At 60.7% G+C, this 20,015-nt stretch carries 16 protein-coding genes; 3 read left to right on the forward strand and 13 right to left on the reverse strand.

Features of this window, described 5'->3' with window-relative positions; genetic code table 11:
- Nucleotides 1-48 precede the first annotated feature (48 nt).
- The 3 genes from NKH37_RS01340 (at nt 49) to NKH37_RS01350 (ending at nt 4,826) form a co-directional block, all read left to right on the forward strand.
- On the forward strand, nt 49-1,182 hold the full coding sequence (locus tag NKH37_RS01340) for a multicopper oxidase domain-containing protein (protein WP_353004475.1): 1,134 nt from the start codon (nt 49-51) through the stop codon (nt 1,180-1,182).
- On the forward strand, nt 1,179-2,366 hold the full coding sequence (locus tag NKH37_RS01345) for a ZIP family metal transporter (protein ID WP_353004474.1): 1,188 nt from the start codon (nt 1,179-1,181) through the stop codon (nt 2,364-2,366). The genes NKH37_RS01340 and NKH37_RS01345 overlap by 4 nt, the downstream gene beginning before the upstream one ends.
- Before the next feature lie 978 nt (nt 2,367-3,344).
- Nucleotides 3,345-4,826, forward strand: coding sequence for an aminotransferase-like domain-containing protein (locus NKH37_RS01350; protein WP_353004473.1), 1,482 nt, complete (start codon nt 3,345-3,347; stop codon nt 4,824-4,826).
- 62 nt (nt 4,827-4,888) lie between these two features.
- On the opposite strand, the gene NKH37_RS01355 is transcribed toward NKH37_RS01350, so the two are convergent.
- From NKH37_RS01355 to NKH37_RS01420, 13 genes are all read right to left on the reverse strand, one after another.
- Complete coding sequence (locus tag NKH37_RS01355; protein ID WP_353004472.1) at nt 4,889-6,598, reverse strand: IlvD/Edd family dehydratase; 1,710 nt, start codon at nt 6,596-6,598, stop codon at nt 4,889-4,891.
- A gap of 45 nt (nt 6,599-6,643) precedes the next feature.
- On the reverse strand, nt 6,644-7,276 hold the full coding sequence (locus NKH37_RS01360) for a class II aldolase/adducin family protein (protein WP_352850874.1): 633 nt from the start codon (nt 7,274-7,276) through the stop codon (nt 6,644-6,646).
- An 82-nt stretch (nt 7,277-7,358) separates the two neighbouring features.
- Complete coding sequence (locus NKH37_RS01365) at nt 7,359-8,876, reverse strand: amidohydrolase family protein (RefSeq protein ID WP_353004468.1); 1,518 nt, start codon at nt 8,874-8,876, stop codon at nt 7,359-7,361.
- A complete protein-coding gene (locus NKH37_RS01370; RefSeq protein ID WP_353004466.1) occupies nt 8,876-9,910 on the reverse strand; it encodes a s-methyl-5-thioribose-1-phosphate isomerase in 1,035 nt (344 codons plus the stop codon). The genes NKH37_RS01365 and NKH37_RS01370 overlap by 1 nt, the downstream gene beginning before the upstream one ends.
- A 65-nt stretch (nt 9,911-9,975) precedes the next feature.
- A complete protein-coding gene (locus NKH37_RS01375) occupies nt 9,976-10,806 on the reverse strand; it encodes a nucleoside phosphorylase (RefSeq protein WP_353004463.1) in 831 nt (276 codons plus the stop codon).
- A 31-nt stretch (nt 10,807-10,837) separates the two neighbouring features.
- The gene (locus NKH37_RS01380; RefSeq protein WP_353004462.1) at nt 10,838-11,587 is read right to left on the reverse strand and encodes an ABC transporter permease; all 750 of its coding nucleotides are present in this window, start codon (nt 11,585-11,587) and stop codon (nt 10,838-10,840) included.
- Nucleotides 11,584-12,366 carry an ABC transporter ATP-binding protein gene (locus tag NKH37_RS01385; protein ID WP_353004459.1) on the reverse strand — a complete coding sequence of 261 codons (783 nt, stop codon included), beginning with the start codon at nt 12,364-12,366 and terminating at the stop codon, nt 11,584-11,586. The genes NKH37_RS01380 and NKH37_RS01385 overlap by 4 nt, the downstream gene beginning before the upstream one ends.
- A gap of 5 nt (nt 12,367-12,371) precedes the next feature.
- Nucleotides 12,372-13,442: an ABC transporter substrate-binding protein gene (locus NKH37_RS01390; protein WP_353040750.1), complete on the reverse strand. Its 1,071-nt coding sequence runs from the start codon at nt 13,440-13,442 to the stop codon at nt 12,372-12,374.
- 980 nt (nt 13,443-14,422) lie between these two features.
- Nucleotides 14,423-15,268 (reverse strand): S-formylglutathione hydrolase, encoded by an 846-nt coding sequence (gene fghA / locus NKH37_RS01400; RefSeq protein ID WP_353040752.1) that lies wholly within the window; start codon nt 15,266-15,268, stop codon nt 14,423-14,425.
- Nucleotides 15,269-15,466: 198 nt separating this feature from the next.
- On the reverse strand, nt 15,467-16,594 hold the full coding sequence (locus NKH37_RS01405) for an S-(hydroxymethyl)glutathione dehydrogenase/class III alcohol dehydrogenase (protein ID WP_353004451.1): 1,128 nt from the start codon (nt 16,592-16,594) through the stop codon (nt 15,467-15,469).
- A gap of 55 nt (nt 16,595-16,649) precedes the next feature.
- Nucleotides 16,650-17,297: a glutathione S-transferase family protein gene (locus tag NKH37_RS01410; protein ID WP_353004449.1), complete on the reverse strand. Its 648-nt coding sequence runs from the start codon at nt 17,295-17,297 to the stop codon at nt 16,650-16,652.
- Nucleotides 17,298-17,306: 9 nt separating this feature from the next.
- Nucleotides 17,307-19,073 (reverse strand): Rieske 2Fe-2S domain-containing protein, encoded by a 1,767-nt coding sequence (locus tag NKH37_RS01415; protein ID WP_353040754.1) that lies wholly within the window; start codon nt 19,071-19,073, stop codon nt 17,307-17,309.
- Between the two features lie 21 nt (nt 19,074-19,094).
- Entirely contained in the window at nt 19,095-19,991 is an 897-nt protein-coding gene (locus NKH37_RS01420) for an aromatic ring-hydroxylating dioxygenase subunit alpha (RefSeq protein ID WP_352860529.1), read from the reverse strand.
- Nucleotides 19,992-20,015: the final 24 nt, after the last annotated feature.

Here is a 20,015-nt window from a genome sequence, read left to right on the forward strand (position 1 = left end):
CTAACGCTATTCTTGGGCGAACGAGCGGCATTTACGGGACAATTTGGGATGGTCGATGTCGGTGTATGGTTGCGCGATCGAATAAGCCGACGTTCCATCCTTACGGGAGGTCTTGCCGCTGTAGGCGGCACGGCGATCGCGGCCCGGAGCGCGCTTGGCCAATCCGCCCCGCATGCTGGTCACGACATGGCGGCGATGGTCCCCGCCGACGCTGCACCACAACACATGAATGCGCATGGCGCGATGGTCACCGTCGGCGAGGTGGACAACGCCGCCAACGGTTTTGACCCGACGGCGATGCTGACGGACTGGGAGCGGGGAACGGTCTCGGTTCTGCCCGACGGGCGGACGCTGCGAACGTTCGAGATAACGGCCGAGGACAAGACGATCGAGATTGCGCCCGGCGTGACCTTCCCGGCGTGGACATATAACGGCCGCGTGCCTGGTCCGGCGCTACGCGCCAAGGAAGGCGAGCGCATTCGCGTCGTCTTCCAGAACGACGGCTCGCATCCGCACTCCATGCATTTCCACGGCATCCATGCCGCCCGCATGGATGGAATTCCCGGCGCCGGGCTGGTCGATCCGGGTGGCGCGTTCGTCTACGAATTCGACGCCAGGCCGTTTGGCTGCCATCTCTATCATTGTCATGCCTTGCCGCTGAAAAGGCACATCCACAAAGGCATGTACGGTGCCTTTGTCATCGATCCGGACCCGGATCGCCATCCGGACCATGCGGAGGTCGCCAGGTCACGGCTTCTCGATACGCCCGAGAATGCTGGCTGGCAGGAACTGGTGATGGTCATGAACGGGTTCGACACCAATTTCGACGAGGAGAACGAATTCTACGCCGCCAACACCATCGCCCATGCCTATGCGAAGACGCCGATCCGCATCGTGCGAGGCAAGCCGGTGCGCATCTATCTGGTCAATGTGTTGGAATTTGATCTCATCAACTCGTTTCATCTGCACGGAAATTTCTTCGACTATTTCGATCAGGGCACGACGCTGACGCCGACCTTGAAAACGGTCGATCTCATCATGCAGTGCCAGGGCCAGCGCGGCATCCTGGAATTCACCTACGCCGAGCACGAACCGGGCCTCTACATGTTCCACGCGCATCAAAGCGAGTTCACCGAGCTCGGCTGGATGGGCATGTTCGACGTCATCGAGGCGCTGGCATGAGCAAGATCGTTGCAGCCGGTTCGCCGGCAAGGTCGCGCACCCATTGGCTATGGATCGGCCTGCCTCTTGCAGCGCTCGCCATTGCGGTGGCATGGATCATCGCCGTCAATCCGATGCAAGGATTTTCAAATGGCGCGCCGCCTGTCGAGAAGCTGACGTTCGAGCGTACCGTGCTCGACACGTCCGGTCTTCACCTGCTTGTGCGGGCCGGCGGTTCCGAACCAATGAAAATCGCCCAAGTTCAGGTCGACGGCGCCTACTGGCAATTCACCCAAGACCCGCCGGGGGAGATCGTGCGCGCCTCCACGGCGTGGATCAACCTGCCTTTCCCGTGGATTCTGGGCGAAACACACAGAGTCAACGTCGTAACCAATACGGGGGTGACCTTCGAACATGAGATCGCGGTTGCCGTTCCGACGCCGACCGTCACTGCGGGGCAGCTCAAGCTGCAGGGTTTGGTCGGCGTCATCGTCGGCATGCTGCCCGTCGCAATTGGCCTCTTGTTCTACCCGGCGCTGCGCGGTGTCGGGCGAAGCGGTATGAACTTCCTGCTGGCGCTCACCATCGGACTTCTCGCCTTTCTGCTGGTCGATACGATCGAAGAATCCTTCGACCTTGTCGGAACCGCAGCCGCTGTATTCCAGGGACCGGTCATGGTGGTGCTGGCGGGCCTGGCCAGCTTTCTTGTTCTGATGGCGATCGGCCGGCGGCGCGGCACGCCGACAGGGCTGGCGTTGGCCACCTATATCGCGCTCGGCATCGGCCTTCACAATCTTGGCGAAGGTCTTGCCATCGGCGCCGCCTTCGCCGCCGGCTCGGCAAGCCTCGGGACTTTCCTGGTGCTCGGCTTCACCTTGCACAACGTCACCGAAGGCATTGGCATTGCCGCGCCGATCTTGAAGGAGCGGCCGCCGCTGTGGACGTTCGTCGGCCTGACCTTGCTCGCCGGCGGGCCAGCCGTTCTCGGCATGTGGCTCGGCAGCCTCGCCTATGCGCCGCAATGGTCGGCGCTTGCGCTCGCCATCGGCGCCGGCGCGATCCTGCAGGTCATCGTCGAGGTCGGCGCCTATCTGATGCGCAGCAACCAGAAGGGCCTCGATGCCTTCTTCACGCCGCCGGTCATGGGCGGCCTGGCGGCTGGTGTCGCCTTCATGTACGCGACGGCCGCTCTGGTGAAGGTCTGACCGCAGCGTAGGCGCTGCGCGGCGCAAACGGAGCGCCAATCGCATGACATCACCGCAATGCCTACATGAATGAAATTCAGGATAGCTGGCGTAAACGGACGTCGTGCCATTACGCAGAAGCAGTAGCACATCATAGGGGTCTGCATTCGGGCCAGCTTCGCCATGCCGGCGAGCCGTAAGGCATATTGGGCACGACCAGGCCGATCGCGTCCGGCGTCGACCAGACCGGTATGACAGGAGGTAAGCCCGTCACGGAGGCCGGCTTGCAATTTGCATAAGCAAGATCACCGGGCGCTCGGAAAGGCGTTCATCTCCAGGACTTCGCTTCCTACCTCCAGCGGCGCGAAATCGCACTGTCTGAAGTACGCGCCTTCCAAAGTAGCCAGCGCTCCCGTGGCTTCGTTGCGCTTGGAGTTCCGCAATCCCTAGATGACCGACAGGATGCTACCCCATCCGAGTACAACGACAGTACAACTTAGGGGAATTGATTCCGCTAAGTTTTTGAATATACGCTGCTTTCGCTACGTCCGTCCAGTCCATCATAGGTGCAATGGCAAAATTCATATATTTTTCAATCATTTATATACAGTTTTTAAACCACACCGAGATTGGACAAACTGACATTGCCGGCCTCTATGATATGTGCCCCATTTCATTCTATTTTTTAAAGCGTAACCATTCAATGTCACTCAACACCCCTTTTCTGCCCATGACACAATACTAGGCGCGCCTTAAAGAGTGTCGGTGCCCGCCGCGATTCGAAACCTGGCGTCCGCCTCTGGAGGGCGACGCTCGAAATCGTTGCAATCGGTCACACGAAGGCGCGGTGTCACGTTCGCTATGGCCCGCATGGTCCGACTAATCCAATCACGCGCGACTCCACTTCAATCCTGAACAGATAGACCGGCACTCCCGTTTCGTCTAAGAACCAAGTTTTATTGAATACGGAACCAGTGTCGCAAATCAGCGAGGCCGCACTTGGGCATCAACAGCGTGCGAAAAAGCGACCCGACGCTTGTGTGGGAACATCTCCTCACGCAACCAAGGCGATCAAAGGGTTCGCTGGCTATGCAACTTGTCGCGTCGTTTATCGACGCGATAGATAGCAAACAGATTCCGGAGGGGGTTCGCGTTCCCTCAAGCCGCGCAATCGCAGAGCATCTTGGCGTCGGTCGCAATACGGCAATTTCCGCCATCACTACCCTCATCGAGCAAGGTTACCTCATTTCGAAGGATCGCTCCGGCGTATTCGTCGCCCCGACGATCACGCTGAAGTCGGCCCCAGTGCCGGCAGGGGCTGGGTCGGATGCGTTCGACTGGAATGCGCGGCTCGGCCTTTGCCGTCCCGATCCGAACGGTGGTTCGGAGGAAGCTCCGAAAACCCTGGTCACCCATAATTTCAAGTATGGCCAATTCGATCTCAGCACATTTCCCACGTTCCACTGGCGTCAGTGCGAGCGCAGCGCATCGGGCCTGTCAGAAATAGCGCAGTGGGGCCGGGACATGTTCGATCGCGATGATGCCGAACTCGTAGAAAGCCTAAGAAGGCACGTTTTACCCAACCACGGCATATGGGCCGAACCGGAAGATATATTGGTAACATTGGGGGGACAGGAAGGACGCTATCTTGTCGCTCAGCTCCTCAGCAAGCCGGGTGTTACAATCGGCGTTGAAAACCCAGGACTGCCGGACGTCAGCGAGATGGTGTCGGCAACCTCAGCGGGCCGCGTGTGTCTGCCGGTCGATGAGGAAGGGGTGTGTCTCTCGCCAGAACTGAAGCAATGTGATGTGGCTTTCATGATGCCCGGGCATCAGTGCCCGACCACAGCGGTCATGTCATTGGAACGCCGGGAAAAAGTAATCAATCTGGCGAAACGACGGGACATGATCATCGTAGAGGATACCTACGAGACCGAACTCCTCAGCTACGGCAAGATGACACCCTCGCTCAAAAGTCTCGATAGAGAGGGGCGGGTTATTCACATTGGCAGCCTCTCGAAAGCAGTCGCTCCCGGTCTTCGCCTTGGCTTCGTCGTCGCCGCGCCGGTCGTGATCAGGGAGCTTCGGTCGATTCGTCGGCTTGTTCATCGCCATCCGCCCGGAAACATTCAGAGAGCGCTCGCGATGTTCATCGACCGTGGCTACTACCATTCTTATATTCGGCGCGTGTCGCAAACGCTGGCAAGCCGAACGAGTATCTTTTTCGCGTCGGTGAAGCGCCACCTTCCTTATGTGACCCTGCGACATCATGAGGGGGCGGCGTCTTTCTGGGCCGAGTTCCCATCCTCGGTAGACGCCGGAGAACTTTGCCGGGAGATGGCGGCGCGTGGAATTCTGATCGAGTCCGGCGCGCGGTTCTTTCTGGATGGGCCAAGGAACAACTATCTGCGAATGGCAGTGTCGCAAGTCCCGGAGAACAAGATCGATTCCGGGATCGCCAAGATAGCGCAAGCGATCTGACCGTCACGCATTCTGCAATAGGTGATGTGCCGGCGTGACCGACGAACGCCCCTGCCCTGCGTTCAGAATTTCGGCTTCGCTCGCAGGAAATTGAAATCACAACCGTCCTCGGCTTGAAGAACCTGCTCGAAATACAGTCTTGCATAACCTCGCCGTGAAGCCACGTGTGCTGGCGGGTTCCACTCGGCGCGGCGCTGCCGGAGCAGTTCGTCGTCGACGAGCAAGGCCAAGACCCCGCGCTCGACATCGAGTTCGATATTGTCGCCGTCCCGCACCAGCGCCAGAGGGCCTCCCACCGCCGCTTCCGGCGAGACGTGCAGGACGATGGCGCCGAACGCGGTGCCGCTCATGCGCGCGTCCGAAATCCGCACCATGTCCTTCACGCCGCACGAGGCCAGTTTGCGCGGAATGGGAATGTAGCCGGCTTCCGGCATGCCGGGAGCGCCCTTTGGGCCGGCGTTCTGCAACACGAGAACATCGTCCGCCTTGACGTCGAGATCGGCAGAATCGATTCGGGCGGCCATGTCCTCGAGCGAGGTGAAAACCACGGCCCGGCCCGAATGTTTCAGCAGGGCCGGGCTCGCGGCCGCCTGTTTTATAATCGCTCCGTTGGGTGCAAGGTTGCCGCGCAGGACACGTATCCCGCCCCCGTTGTGGATCGGGTTTCTCATCGGACGCACGATGTCATTCGGCCAGCCTTGGGGTTGAGCGGCAAGGTTCTCACCGAGGCTTCGACCCGTGACCGTGAGGCACTCCTTGTCGATCAGAAGCTCGATTTCACGCAGGATCGCAGTCAGTCCCCCTGCCTTGAACAGATCCTCCATGTAGTGCTGGCCCGATGGCTTCAGGTCCACCAGAACGGGCGTTTCAACGCCAAGCCGATCCAGTTCGGCAAGGTCGAGATCGAAGCCAAGCCGTCCCGCGATAGCCGCCAGATGAATCACGCCATTCGTCGATCCGCCCACCGCCTGCAGCACGCGCAGGGCGTTCGTCATCGACCGTCGGGTCATGATCTGAGACGGCAGCAGCCGTTCGGACGCGAGCGCGACAGCGCGTTCGCCCGTGCTCTCTGCGTGGCGCAGCCGGTCCGCATGGACGGCGGGAATGGCAGCGCCGCCTGGCAGCATCATGCCGAGCGCCTCGGCGACAAGCGCCATCGTGCTGGCGGTGCCCATGACCATGCATGTGCCGGGGCCGGGAGCCAGCTTGTCGCCGATCTCCTCGATTTCGCTCGCATCGATCACGCCGGCGCGGTGCTGGCCCCAGAAGCGCCGGCAGTCTGTGCAGGCGCCAAGCCGCTCGCCCTTGTGGCTGGCGGTGATCATCGGGCCAGTGACGGTCAGGATGGCTGGCACATCGGCGCTTGCCGCGCCCATGAGGAGTGCGGGAACGGTCTTGTCGCAACCGCCGATCAACACGACGGCGTCCATCGGCTGCGCGCGGATCATTTCCTCCGCGTCCATCGCCATCAGATTGCGCAGGAACATGCTGGTCGGATGCGAAAACGCCTCATGCATCGACACGATCGGAAACTCGATCGGCAGACCGCCAGCCAGCATGACGCCGCGCTTGATCGCCTCGATCATGTCCGGCACCGAGCGGTGGCAGGCGTTGTAGCCGGAAAACGTGTTGGTGATCCCGATGATCGGACGCTCGAGCGCGCTGTCGGAATAGCCCATCGCCTTGATGAACGCCTTGCGCAGAAAGAGAGAGAACCCCGCGTCGCCGTAGTGAGCCAGCCCGCGCTTCATGCCGATCGGCTTCTCAGCCATGAGACTGCATTCCTCCAACTGGATTAATCGGGCGGCGCGCCCTCGTCATCCATAGCTCTTGTACCGTTCGATCGCGATGTCGAGTTCGCTTTGGCCCAGCATCACCACGTTGCCCGCCTGCCGGGTCTGGATGAACTGGCGGCAAAGAATTTCCAGGCGCAGCGCGGCGTTGAACGCTTTCCGAAGCGATGTGCCGTGGCTGATCATGCCATGGTTACCGAGCAGACATGCGGTCCTGCGTTCCAGGGCCTCCACGGCCGCCTCGCCCAGTTGCGGCGACCCGTAGGTGACATAGGGTGTGCACCGCACATCGTTGCCGCCAAAAGCGGCGATCATGTAGTGGAACGGCGGAAGCGCCTGCCCGGTGCACGCCATTGCAACGCAATGGTCCGAATGGGTGTGCACCACCGCGTCCGCCTCCGGATAGGCTTTGTAGATCGCGGCATGCATCGACCATTCGCTGGAAGGGCGCATGCCGGCCGCGCAATGTCCATCAAAGCCCGAAAGCACAAACGCCTCCGGCGTGATCGAGGCTGCCGAGGCTCCGGTCGGCGAGATGATCATAGAATCATGATACCTGACGCTAATATTGCCCGCTGCCAGAAAGATAAGTCCGACGCTATCCATCTCGCGATAGACCCGGGCGAGTTCTTCGCGCTTCGCAGCTTCAGTGGACATTTTCGGCTCCTGCTCGTTGTTGGCGTCTGGCGACCTCTCGGACGTCGCCATGCCGCTGGAATGAATTCGCGATCAGGATGGGCTAGGACGAGCCGCATCGATAAGCGTCGGTCCCCGATCCTCGACCGCATGCCGGACATCGATGGTCGGGGAATGCCCCTCGTTGCCATGCGGCGTACGGGGCATGCAGGCTCGCAATCTCGTCGCGGCGCTCTGCCGCAGCTGAGCGCAGGTCCTCGGCCAGCCGCCTTGCGTCAGCGAGCACCGAACTCTCATTGAGAGTCGTGATCTTCCCGTTGCGCAGCAACCAGCGGCCGTCGACCATGAGTGAATGGACGTTGCGTGGGTCGGCGTGGACGACAATGGAGTTCAGGCTCTTCGACGAGGCCGCCATTCCGGCGGCCTCCAGATCGAGCACCAGAATGTCGGCAGCGGAATTCGCAGTAAGCAGACCTGTGGGTTGCGAGCCGCCAAGCGCCCGCGCCCCGGCTGTGGTGGCGGCATTGAAGACGTCGACCGGGGCAAGCCATCGGTCGAAGTCCGTGCCCGGATCGCGTGACGAGATCAGCATGTGGCGCATGACCTCGAAGAGGTCGTGCCTGCCACCGGTGTTGGAGCAATCCGTGCCTAGCGCTAGGTTTAGACCTGCGTCCAGATCCTCCCGGACACGCTTCCGTCCGGAGCCAAGCATGCCGTTGCTGAGCGGGTTGTAGGAAACCGTCACCCCGGCCGAGGCGAGGAATTCGCACTCGCCGGGTTCGAGCCAGATGGCGTGCCCGACGGATAGCCTGCTGTGAAGCAGTCCGGCATCCGCCAACGCCCGGATCAAACCCTGCGGCCAACGCTTTCGCGCGGCCTGCGCCTGGGGGAAGGTTTCCAGCAGATGCGTATGGCTACCCAGCCCAAGTCTGTCCTGAAGGTCTCGCCACAAGGTCCAGAGCGCCGGCGAGCAACGCTGCGGGGAGTTCGGGCCCGCAAGCAGCGTCACGCGTCCGTCACCCTTGAGCCGTATTTCGGCGTCAAGCCCTACATAGGCGGCCCAGATGTCTTCGAGCCGCTTCGGTGCTAGCGGCGCGATCTTCTCGACAACTTTCCGGTCGAACGGTATGTCGAGAATATCTTCATCCCACATATCGGCGAAGAATGGCGCGAACCCGATGCGCAGGCCGGACTCGATATGCGCCGACAGGGCCGATTCCGCCCGGTGCGTTTGCGGAAAGTGGTCGATGTAGCCGCCGATGCCGTTGCGGATCATTTCGACATTGGTCAGTTGAGCCGCGACGCGTACCGCTTCGTCGGTGAATTCCCGGCCATAGTTGATCGCGTAGTAGGACCACAGTTCCAGCGGCAGCGAGTTCTCGGTGCCTCTGAGGAGCGTCGAGTTCGAATGCACATGGCAATCGAAAAACGGCGGCATTAGCACCATGCCGGATACGTCAATAACCTCGTCGGCACCGATCGCGGCTGCTTCCGCTTCCGCCGGCGACAGGACAGAGATGATCCGGCGTCCGCGGATCAGAATACCGCCTTCCGCCAGGCCTGCGTGACCGCCCGGCCACACATGCCCGCCCTTCAGGCAAATTGTCCGATCGCCTGCCATTAGGCCGCCGGTTCTGCAAAATGGTTGCGGATCATCGTCGGGGCGAAAACGCCTGCGGCAGTCGCGATTGCCGAAACCAGCCTGGGCGGGGTCACGTCGAATGCCGGATACCAGCCCCTGGCCAGCGGCGTCGCCGTGCGCATGCCCAGGCAGTGCAGGACCTCTTCCCCGTCGCGTTCCTCCATTCGAACGTCGTTCGGCGTGGACGCCTTGGCGTCCGGGAACCGAACCATCGCCACGAAAGGGATGTCAAAATTGTTGGCGGCGATCGCGAGCTGGAGCGTGCCGACCTTGTTGATCACATGGCCCGAAAGGGTGACGCGATCGGCGGCAGTCATCAACTTGTTGACCATACCGCGGTCCATCGCATGGGCGGCCATGCTGTCGGTTATCACCGTTGCCTCGATGCCCATTTCCGCCACGCTGTGGGCGGTCAGCCGTGATCCCTGCAAGTAGGGGCGGGTCTCGGTGCAGATCACCTTGATCCGCTTGCCGGCGCGAACGGCTGACGCCAGCGCGTCGATGATCCCCGATTCACCCCAGCAGTGCGTCAGGATCGTGTCTCCGTCCTCGATCAGTTTTGCGGCATTTTCGCCAAGGTTGCGGCTGTGTTCGTGCTGCCTCGCCCAAGCCTGCCGGGCCATCGCCTCGACGCGTTCGCCAAGCTTTTCCTCCCCGGCAACCGCGCGTGCTTCCGCCAGGAGAGACGTGATCACATCTCTGATGTTGTTGTTCGTGGGTCGCGTCCTCAGCAAACGTTCGGCAGCGCGCGAGAGCAGTTCCAAACGCTCGTTCACCGTGAGGAGCACTTCCGCCCGCCGGGCCGCAAGCACGAAGCCGGCGCTCGCGGCAAAGAACGGTCCGCTGCTTTGGGTGACCATCTGCTCGATAGCGACGGCGACGTCTTCGAAGTCGCGGCAATCGACATATTCCGTCTTCAACGGAAAGATGCGTCGGTCGAGGATGCGCACCATTCCCTCCTCAAGCAGAATGCTTTTAGCAATAAGCGTCGGCATAGTGACTGGATCAACCATCACCATCTCCCATCCATCATTGTTTTAGGTGCTTGCCCGGCGGATCCGCCGAGCGGATTATCGCACTAGAAGTCGAGTGACGTTATGTTCGCGTGTCCGGCCTGTCTCGCCTTGCGATCCCACTCCGTCAACCGTTTGACGGCATCCGCCGCGACCTGGCAGGCCCGCGCCACTCCGCCGCTCTCGCCCCAGACGCCCGTGATGCGGTTTGCGATGACGGAGCAGACCGAGCCGGCCCGGAAGCCGTACAGCCGCGACAACGTCAGCAGCGCCGCCGTCTCCATCTCGAAATTCAGAATGCCGGCGCGCTTCATCTCCTCGAAGATACGCTCGCCTTCGAGCGAGATGTAACCGTTGAATGCAGGACGGCCCTGTCCGGCGAAAAAGGAGCCGCTCGTGCAACCGGTTCCGACTCGATAAGGCTCGCCGTTGGCAACGGCCGCGTCGACGAGCGAGAAGGTGACTTCGAAGGAAGCTGCAGCCGGAAACTCGTTGCGCACGTAGAAATGCGACGTGCCGTCAAGCCGCACCGACGCATCATTGATGATCAGCGAGCCGGTCGCGATATCCTCCTTCAGCGTGCCGCAGGTGCCGACGCGGATGAATGTATCGACCCCCAGTTGTGCCAGGTCAGCGAAGATGGAGTCGAGCGACGGCGCGCCCACCATGGTCGAGACGGCGCCAATGCGCGCGCCCTTGTAGGTGCCGGAGGCGGCCCGATATCCCCGCGGCAGGTCGATCAACCTCGCCTCGTCCCACTGCCCGGCCATCAGGTCCACCCGGTCCGGGTCGCCGGGCAACAGCACATAGCGCGGCAGATCGATCTCGCTGAGCGCGTTGATGCGTCGCCGGTCGCCGCTGTTGGCGGTTGCTGTCTTCACATTCTCGTCGGTCATTTTCCAATACCTTTCGGCGACATCTGTTGTTTTAGTTGGCGCGCCATCTGACGATGTAGCGCTCAAGCAATGTGACCAGGCCGAACATCGACAGGGCGAGAGCCGATGAAGCGGCGATCGACGCGTAGAGAAGTTCGGTCCTGTAATCGAAAGTCGACTGGATGATGAGCATGCCGATGCCTCGTTCGGCGCCGACCCATTCACTGACAATTGCACCGATCACGCTGCTGGTTGCGGCGATCTTGAGCGCTGTGAAAACAAACGGCATCGACCGCGGCAGGCGAAGCCTAAGGAAGACTTCACGCCGAGTGGCTGACAGGATCTTCATCAGCTCCATTTCCGAATGCGACACGGACTCCAGCCCCCTCAGCGTGTTCACCAGTGTAGGGAACATGCAGATGATTGCTGCGATGGCGATCTTAGAAGTCATCGTCAGGCCGAAGATCAGGATCAGCACCGGTGACAGGGCGATGATCGGAATGGTGTTGAACAGGACGACAATCGGGAAATAGATGCTCCTGATCCGCTGGCTGTGAACGAACAAGGTCGCGAGCAGGAAGCCGATGCTGTTGCCGATGCAAAAGCCGCCGATGGCTTCAGCCGCCGTCGGCCGGAGATTGTCCCACAGCAGCCATCGGTAGTTCCAGATCGCCCTCCCGACGGTGAGAGGGTCCGGCGCTATGAACGGACGAACCCCAAAGCCGAGGATGACGGCCTGCCACAACGCGATCAGCGACGCGAACCCGATCAGTGGCCAAAGCCACACTAAACCGTTCCTCATGGCCGCTCTCCGTGCCCATGAGCCTGTTCCAGAACGGTCCGCAGGTCTGCGGTGATCTCGAAAAAAGCGGAGGATTTGCGATCGATCGAATTGGCCGGCTTCTTCGCGTCGAGCCTGATCTCCTTCACGATCCGCCCGGGGTGGGCGCCCATCACGACGATTGTTTGGCCGAGGAAAGCGGCCTCGGAGAGGCTGTGGGTGACAAAGATGATCGTAGTTCCCGTCTGATGCCATATCTTCAGCAGTTCGTCGTTCAAAGTGTCCCGGGTGATCTCGTCGAGTGCACCGAACGGCTCATCCATCAGCAGAATGTCCGGCTGCGTGACCAGGGCTCTGGCGATGGCGACACGTTGTTTCTGTCCGCCCGACAATTGCCAGGGATAAGCATCCTCACGTCCCTTCAAGCCGACGAGTTCCAGCAATTGCATGGGGTCGCGGCTTTCCCGATTGAGGCGCGGCCATCCGCCCACCTGCAATGGCAGCGCGACATTCTGCAGCGCGGTACGCCAGGGCAGCAGAGTCGCCTCCTGAAAGACGAAGGAGAAGCGCCGATGGCGACGGGATGCGCCCGGGCTTGAACCGAACACCTCGATGTCGCCCGAGCTGCTTTCCAACAAATCGGCGATGTTGCGCAGCAGGGTCGACTTGCCACAACCGGACGGTCCGATAAGGACCACGAATCGCCCTGTCGCGATATCGAGCTCGATGTTCTCGAAGGCGACGACCGCTCCAAAGGACATGGAGAGGTCGGCGACCTTGATGGCAAGCTGAGAGCTCATAAAGATCAACCCAGCTTGGGACGGATGTCCGCCGTCATCTCGAGGATTTCCCATGTGACGCAGTCATCGACGACGGGGACTTTGCCAGGGAACTTCCCGATCTCCTTGAATAGATCGATCTGGGTCGAGAGCTTTTCGCGCTCATGCCAACCCCAGCCTTTCTCCTTTGTCATTTCGTCAAAGGCGAGCGACATGATCAGGTCGACGGTCTTGTACTCGATCTCCCGATCGATCGCCGGATACGCGTCGCACAAGATGTCCACCGCGGCGCGGCGGTTCTCGAACGCCCAGCCCCAGCCTCTTGCGACGGCGCGCAGGAACTTTGCCAGGTTCTGCTTCTGGGGTTCAAATGCATCGGCAGCGGTGAAATACGCATTCGCGTAGTTCGGCACACCCGTCTTGGCCGGTAGCAGCGTCACGATGTCAGGCCCAAGAATCGACAGTGCCTTGGTGTTGGTGAGGAAGCCCGTGACCGCGTCGACCTGACCGGCGACAAGCGGCGTCATGTCCGCGCCCATGGTCACGACGTTGACCTTGGAACGGTCGAGGCCGTTCTTGGCCATGATCAGATCGAGCAGGTAACGGCCGTTCGGATTGATCGCGACCGTCTTGCCGATGAAATCCTGCGGCGTCCTGATCGGCTTGGCCGGGAGAGAGACGTAGGCATAGGGCGAGTAGCGGAAGCCGCAGGCGAAAAGCATCAGCGGCCGACCGGCCTCGAAAGCCGTAAAGAACTGGGCGGTGGACGAAAGCTGGCCGAGCTGCGCCTGTCCGGCAAGAACCGGCGGGACGGTCTGGGCATTGGGCCCTCCCGGGCCGAAGGTAACCTCCAGCCCCTCATCCCTGAAGAAGCCCTTCTGCTGCGCGACGATGTCGCCAAGCTGGCCGTTTCCAATCAGCCAGTCGTATTGAATCCTGAGAGGAGTGACGTCATCCGCATGGGCAGGGCCAAACGAAACCACCGCGCCCCCACCGGCAGTCAACGCCGCCGCCTTCAAGAAGGTGCGTCTGTCCAGTTTAAATGCTGCAAATGGCGCTTGATAATCTGTTGTCATTACCAGTTCCCCTTTTGGCAAGTTTTTTCGTTGCACATGCTGTTACGCGCCCGCTCGGCCTTCGATAAGAACCAGTTCTGAATCAGTTCGGAACCAGCAAGCAATCAGACGGCCCTGAATCTGAAGGCATTATACGAAGGCTGGAAGTCCCGGTCTCTGCGCGAGCGCATCGCGAGTTGATCGGCCGTGGCGATGCCGGCCCGCCCCTCACAGGAACCCCAAGGGGCGCGACGGTTGATAGAAAGCAAAAGTAGCGAGTTGTCCTCCGGGGGCGTTATGGCGGAAGAAATGCGCCCTTCCCTTCCCCCCCAATGCGACGCCGATTTCACGCCTTCCTGCGATCGCGACGACTGAAAATGGGCCGAGAGGGGAATGTCAGCTTTGACATTGCGGCCAATCAAAGCGCATAGGATTTGCAGTGAGGAACTCAAGATAGCTCGAAACGGCATTCTATCCGTGGCCAACTTTGCCGCCTGAATAGCCTATGCGCTCAACGGCGATGGCCACACAATGTGTCACTACTGATCACCATCTTCAGTGCGAGATAAAGCGTCGGTTTGGATACAGTTCCTGCTTTCTAAGGCGTCGACGGTTGCCGCTGTGAGCGGCGTCGGTAGGGCCGATCGGCTGAACCAACCAAATTCGCACATTACCCTTGCGTCGATTATCTTCGGCTTTCCGGAGACAATCGTCGCAGAATAGACAACGGAAAACCTGCTCACGTTGGTGACTTGATCTATTTCGTCTGAAACCGCCACTATACGGTGTGGCCAGACCAATAGGCCAAGCGTTTGATGAAGTACCCTGACAATGGCCAGAACGGCCGGCTCCATCCGCCCGACTGGCCCACTTGGGAGACCCCAGCGAGCCGTATCGGCGCCCTTTCCCCGCCGGGTCAACAGGATACGATTCTGATTGTCTGTAAGTAGCGCCACGCACCATAGCCGTGCCTGACATTCGCTGGCGCAGGATCCTGGTTGTGTCATCCTGACCTCTGGTCTTCATGAACACCGTTTGGCATGCCACCTCAGATGATCGTCCATGAAGGTGGAGATGAAATTGTAGGAATGGTCGTAGCCCTCGCGCATGCGCAATGTGAGCGAGATGCCCGCCTTCTTGCAGGCTTCTTCTAGCAACCACGGACAAAGACCATCTTGTAGGAACTCGTCAGCACTGCCCTGGTCGACGAGGAACTCCCGGAAGCGCTTATCGTCCTCGATCAGAAGCGTCGCGTCATAGGCGCGCCAGTTTTTCTCGTCAGGTCCGAGATAGTTCTCGAAGGCCAGACGCGACCAGCCGGCCGTCGTGGGTTGCACGATCGGCGCGAATGCCGAACAGCTCTTGAACCGGTCGGGGTTCTTTAGCGCGATCGTCAGCGCGCCATGGCCGCCCATCGAATGGCCGAAGATCGACTGGCAAGACATATCGACCGGAAAATTGGCAGCGACAAGTGCCGGCAATTCGTGGACGACGTAGGAATACATCCGATAGTTCTTCGCATAGGGCTGCTCGGTCGCGTCGACATAGAAGCCAGCGCCGTAGCCGAACTGCCAATTGTCCTTCTCGTCGGGAACATCCGCGCCGCGCGGGCTGGTGTCGGGGCAAACGATGGCCAGACCGAGCTCGGCGGCCAGACGGCGATACTCGCCCTTGTCCATGACGTTGGCATGCGTGCAGGTCAATCCCGACAGGTACCACAGAACCGGCACTCGGCCGTCCTTGGCCTGGGGCGGCACGAAGACGGCGAAGGTCATGTCGCAGGCGCAGACCTCGGATACGTGGGAATAGACGCCCTGGATGCCGCCATATGACTTAGCAGTGGAGATGATTTTCAAAGACTGTGACATGTACCTCCTCTCCGGCACTGCAACACGGCAGCACGGCCGGTGTCCAAGGCATCGGGCATCCCATGCAACCCAGATTTGATCGACCGGCGACGCGAGCATTCCGGAATGCCTAGTTGCGCCGCCGGTCTTACGCCAATGCTGAGGAGGCAGAGTATTTTGGGAACACAGGCCTTCAGCACGGCGTATGGCTACAAGCGATCAGTAAACCACCACACTCCTGATCGACTTGCCCTCATGCATCAGATCAAAGCCCTTGTTGATGTCCTCGAGCTTCAGCGTGTGGGTGATCATCGGATCGATCTGGATCTTGCCGTCCATGTACCAGTCGACGATTTTTGGCACATCGGTGCGGCCGCGCGCACCACCGAAGGCGGTGCCCATCCAAGTGCGGCCGGTGACCAACTGGAACGGCCGCGTCGAGATCTCCTGGCCAGCGCCGGCGACGCCGATGACGACCGACTTGCCCCAGCCACGATGCGAGGCTTCGAGCGCCTGGCGCATCACCTTGGTGCTGCCGGTGCAGTCGAACGTGTAGTCGGCGCCGCCGATCTGGTCGGCACCACGCTTGGTCATGTTGACGAGGTGGGGCACGACATCGCCGTCGATCTCCTTTGGATTGACGAAATGCGTCATGCCGAATTTCTCGCCCCATTCCTTCTTGTCGTTGTTGAGGTCGACACCGATGATCATATCGGCGCCGGCAAGCTTCAAGCCCTGGATGACGTTGAGGCCGATGCCGCCGAGGCCAAAGACGACGGCGGTCGCGCCTTGCTCGACCTTGGCGGTGTTGATGACAGCACCAATGCCGGTGGTGACGCCGCAGCCGATGTAGCATATCTTGTCGAAGGGCGCGTCGGGATTGACCTTGGCCAGCGCGATCTCCGGCAGCACGGTGAAGTTCGAGAAGGTCGAGCAGCCCATATAGTGGAAGATCTTGTCCTTGCCGATCGAGAAGCGCGAGGTGCCGTCCGGCATCAGGCCCTGGCCCTGCGTGGCGCGGATCGCCGTGCACAGGTTGGTCTTGCGCGACAGGCAGGACGGGCACTGCCGGCATTCCGGCGTATAGAGCGGGATGACGTGGTCGCCCTTCTTGAGCGAGGTGACACCCTTGCCGATATCGACGACGACGCCGGCGCCCTCATGGCCGAGGATCGCCGGAAACAGGCCCTCGGGATCGGCGCCGGACAGCGTGAATTCGTCGGTGTGGCAGATGCCGGTCGCCTTGATCTCGACCAGCACCTCTCCCTCGCGCGGACCCTCGAGGTCCACCTCCATGATCTCGAGCGGCTTTCCCGCACCAACAGCAACCGCTGCACGCGTTTTCATTCGTTCACTCCCAATGTCTCGCCGGTCCACACCCGGCTGGATTATCTTGAAGGGCTCAGGCTGCCTTGGCCGGTCCGGCAGGGAACACGCCCGACATCACGGTGAAACCTTTGATGCGCTTTACGCGATCGCACCAGCGACGGATCGCGGGATAATCCTGACGCGGAATGCCCCCGTCCTCCGACAGCATGATATAGGGAAAGCACGCGATATCGGCGATCGTCGGATGCGCGCCTGAGCAGATCCACTCGCGGCCTTCCTGTTCGCCGAACCAGAGATGCTCGTCGAGTATGCGGAACAGCCTGTGCGCGCCTGCGCGGGCGGCGTCGATGTCGAAGTCGTAGAACAGCGCATCGTGCAGGCGGGCGGCGGACGCCGTCGAGGTGATGCCGTCGGCGAAAGCCAACCACTGGCTGATCTCGCCGAGAAGCGCCGGGTTGTCCCTCGGATACCATTTGCCCGACGGATCGTATTTCGACGCGAGATAGACGAGGATGGCCTGGGCATCGCGCAGGATCATCCCGTCGTCGTCGATGACCGGCAACTGGCCGAGCGGGTTGAGCTTCAGGAACGCCTCTGACTTGTGCTCGCGGCCGGGATAGAAGTCGATCGGCACCGTCTTGTAGTCGACGCCGAGGAAGCTCATCAGGAGCCGCAATTTGTAGCAGTTGCCAGACAGTTCGTAGTCATAAAGCGAGATCATTGGCGGCTCCTAGATATCCAGAACGAGGCGCGCCGACTTGGCGCGCGAGACGCAGGTCATTATCTTCGTGCCGGACTTGCGCTCGTCGTCGTTGAGATAAACGTCCTGATGGTCCGGCTCACCTTCAATCACGGTGGCAATGCACGTGCCGCAGGCGCCTTGCTCGCAGGAGGATGGCACGTCGATACCGCTCTCGCGCATGACCTGCAGGATGGTCTTTCCGGCCGGCACATGGAGAGTGACACAGGACCGCGCCAGCGCCACCTCGAAGCTCGAACTGTCGTCGATCTTGTTGGTGTTCTTGAAATACTCGAAATGCACAGCACTGTCGAGCCAACCCTGCTCCGCCGCGATCTTGCGCGCGGCCTCCAGCATCGGACCGGGACCGCAGATGTAGAGATGCATGCCGTCCCGGTAGCCAGTGAGGATCTGGCGAAGCTCGGCGCCCGTCTGATCGGGTGAGAGCCCGAGATGCGGCTTCAGCGCATCGCCGAGCCGCTTCAGCCGATCGGCGAAAGCAAGATGCTCTTGCCCTTGCGCGAAGTAGTGAAGCTCATGCGTCAAATCCTGGTTCTTCAGCGCCTGCGCCATGGCCAGCAGCGGTGTGATGCCGATGCCGCCGGCAACGAACAGCGTCTTGATCGCATCGCGGCGCAGCGGGAAGTTGTTGCGTGGCTCTGAAATCGCCAGCACATCGCCTTCACGCACGGTCTCGTGCATGCATTTCGAGCCGCCCTTCGAATCCCTTTCAAGTTTGACGCCGATGGTGAAACCATCGGTTTCGCCGGGACCGTTGGTGATCGAATATTGCCGGACCTCGCCATTGGGCATGTGAACGTCGATATGCGCCCCAGGCTGGAACGTCGGCAGGATGCCCTTGATCGGGCGAAGTTCGAATCCGGCGATCCCATCGGCGGTCTGCCATTTCCGTGCCACGGTGACGCGCAGCGCCGCCTTGCGACCATGCGACGTCAACTCCGGCATCTCGGCGAGTTCGGCCGACACTCGTTCGTAGATGGGCTCGAGCGGCGCAGGCGCGATCGACTTTGCCGCCTCGCGCTCCACCGCATCGCGCAACTTGGCAAGCCGCTCGTTGTGATGGCGCAGAATGGCGATGCGCGTCGCTCCCTTGATTTCCCCGTCGAGCACGCCGCGAATGACCGAGCGGTTGGAATCGACGGGTTGAACGAAGAAGACGCCATGCGTTTCCTCGCTACCGTCACGGGAGCGCAGCGCCACGGCAAAATCCTGCACGGCTTCCACGACGATCTCGGCACTGTCACCCTCGACGGCCCCACTGGGTTGGAAACGATAGGCCTTCAGCGTTTCCACGACCTTGTCGGCAGGCGCATTGACCGGAATGCCGCGCAAGGCAAGCAACTGTTCCTCCGACAGCCAAGTTACATCTGGAACTTCCCCTTGCGGCTCCTCCGAGGACCAGACAAGCCCATAACGCTCCACGGCCGGAAAGGTGCGGTTGGTGATGGTGCGGGCCGGTGCATCGGCGGGATGCGCCGGAATATAGGTACAGCCGGCGGTGCGGTTCGAATAGCGCCAGCCATGGTACTGGCACTTCAGTTCACGCCCGTCATTGACACCGATCGACAGCCTTACGCCGCGGTGCAGGCAGCGGTTCTCCCAGATGTTGACGTACCCGTCATCGGCGCGCCAGACAGCAAATTCCCGGCCAAGCAACTGGCCATGGAAAACGTGGCGGTGGGGCAAATCATGGGCAGCGGCAATCGGATGCCACCGGTTCCTGGCTTCTTGCAACATTCGTCGTCTCCAAAAATCTTGTCAGGCCGCGACCGGGATGACGCCGTAGGTCACGCCCTTTTGGCTAAGCCAACGCCGATAGGCGATGGCCGACTTGTCGGCCCGGATCGGTGTTTCAGCGCGCGGGTCCAGCGGCAGGCGCTTTGGCACCTGGTTCTCGAGGATCGGCTTGTCCTGGCCGAATATCGTCTGCTGGAACCGCTTGATGATTTTGTCCTCATTGTTGTTGTCGAGGACGCTCATGAGCATGTGTGCACGTACATGCTCCTGATCCGTCGCTTGCATGAAAACCGCAATCACATCTAGCCGGCTCATGTCGATTGGGCTCGATTTATACAGAACTGAGCAATAAGGATGCGGCACGCGATAAATATATTCGACATCCGCGCCACCAGAGGAAGCAGTAGAGGCCATAGGCTGGTAAAAGCGACAACGCGTAGCAAGGATCTCGTCGCGCTCAATCGAGACCTCCACGTCATATTCTTTGACCTCGGTGTGGGGTTCCGCGCCGAGGATGTCGGTGTGGACATACGGAAAGTGCCCCATATCCAAAAAGTTCTCGATTGCGCGAGGCGCCGAGACATGAACGCCAACTGTTGCAGCGTTCATATTGCGCCGGTCAGGCTCAGCATATTCTGGGATGGAGAATAGGTTCGGAGGCGGAGATCCGAGCGAAGTCCAGACATAGCCATAGGCACTTCTCGCAGGAAGCCTATCGGCAGGCGAAACCTGGTTGGCACGTAGCAGATCAGGCCGAAAACGCCAGACCACCGCTTGACCGTCGGACCCGACCTCGAACTTCAGACGCTCCTCGAGCAATACAGTGTCCTGAACACCCCCAGGCAAAAATTCGGCGATGGCGCCGATAGGGTGCCAGAGATCGAGGATCGCCCGATCTGAACATCTTGATAAGGACATTCTCATCTTCCTGTATGAAATGCG

Source organism: Mesorhizobium sp. M1217, from assembly GCF_040318275.1.
Taxonomy (GTDB): Bacteria; Pseudomonadota; Alphaproteobacteria; order Rhizobiales; family Rhizobiaceae; genus Mesorhizobium.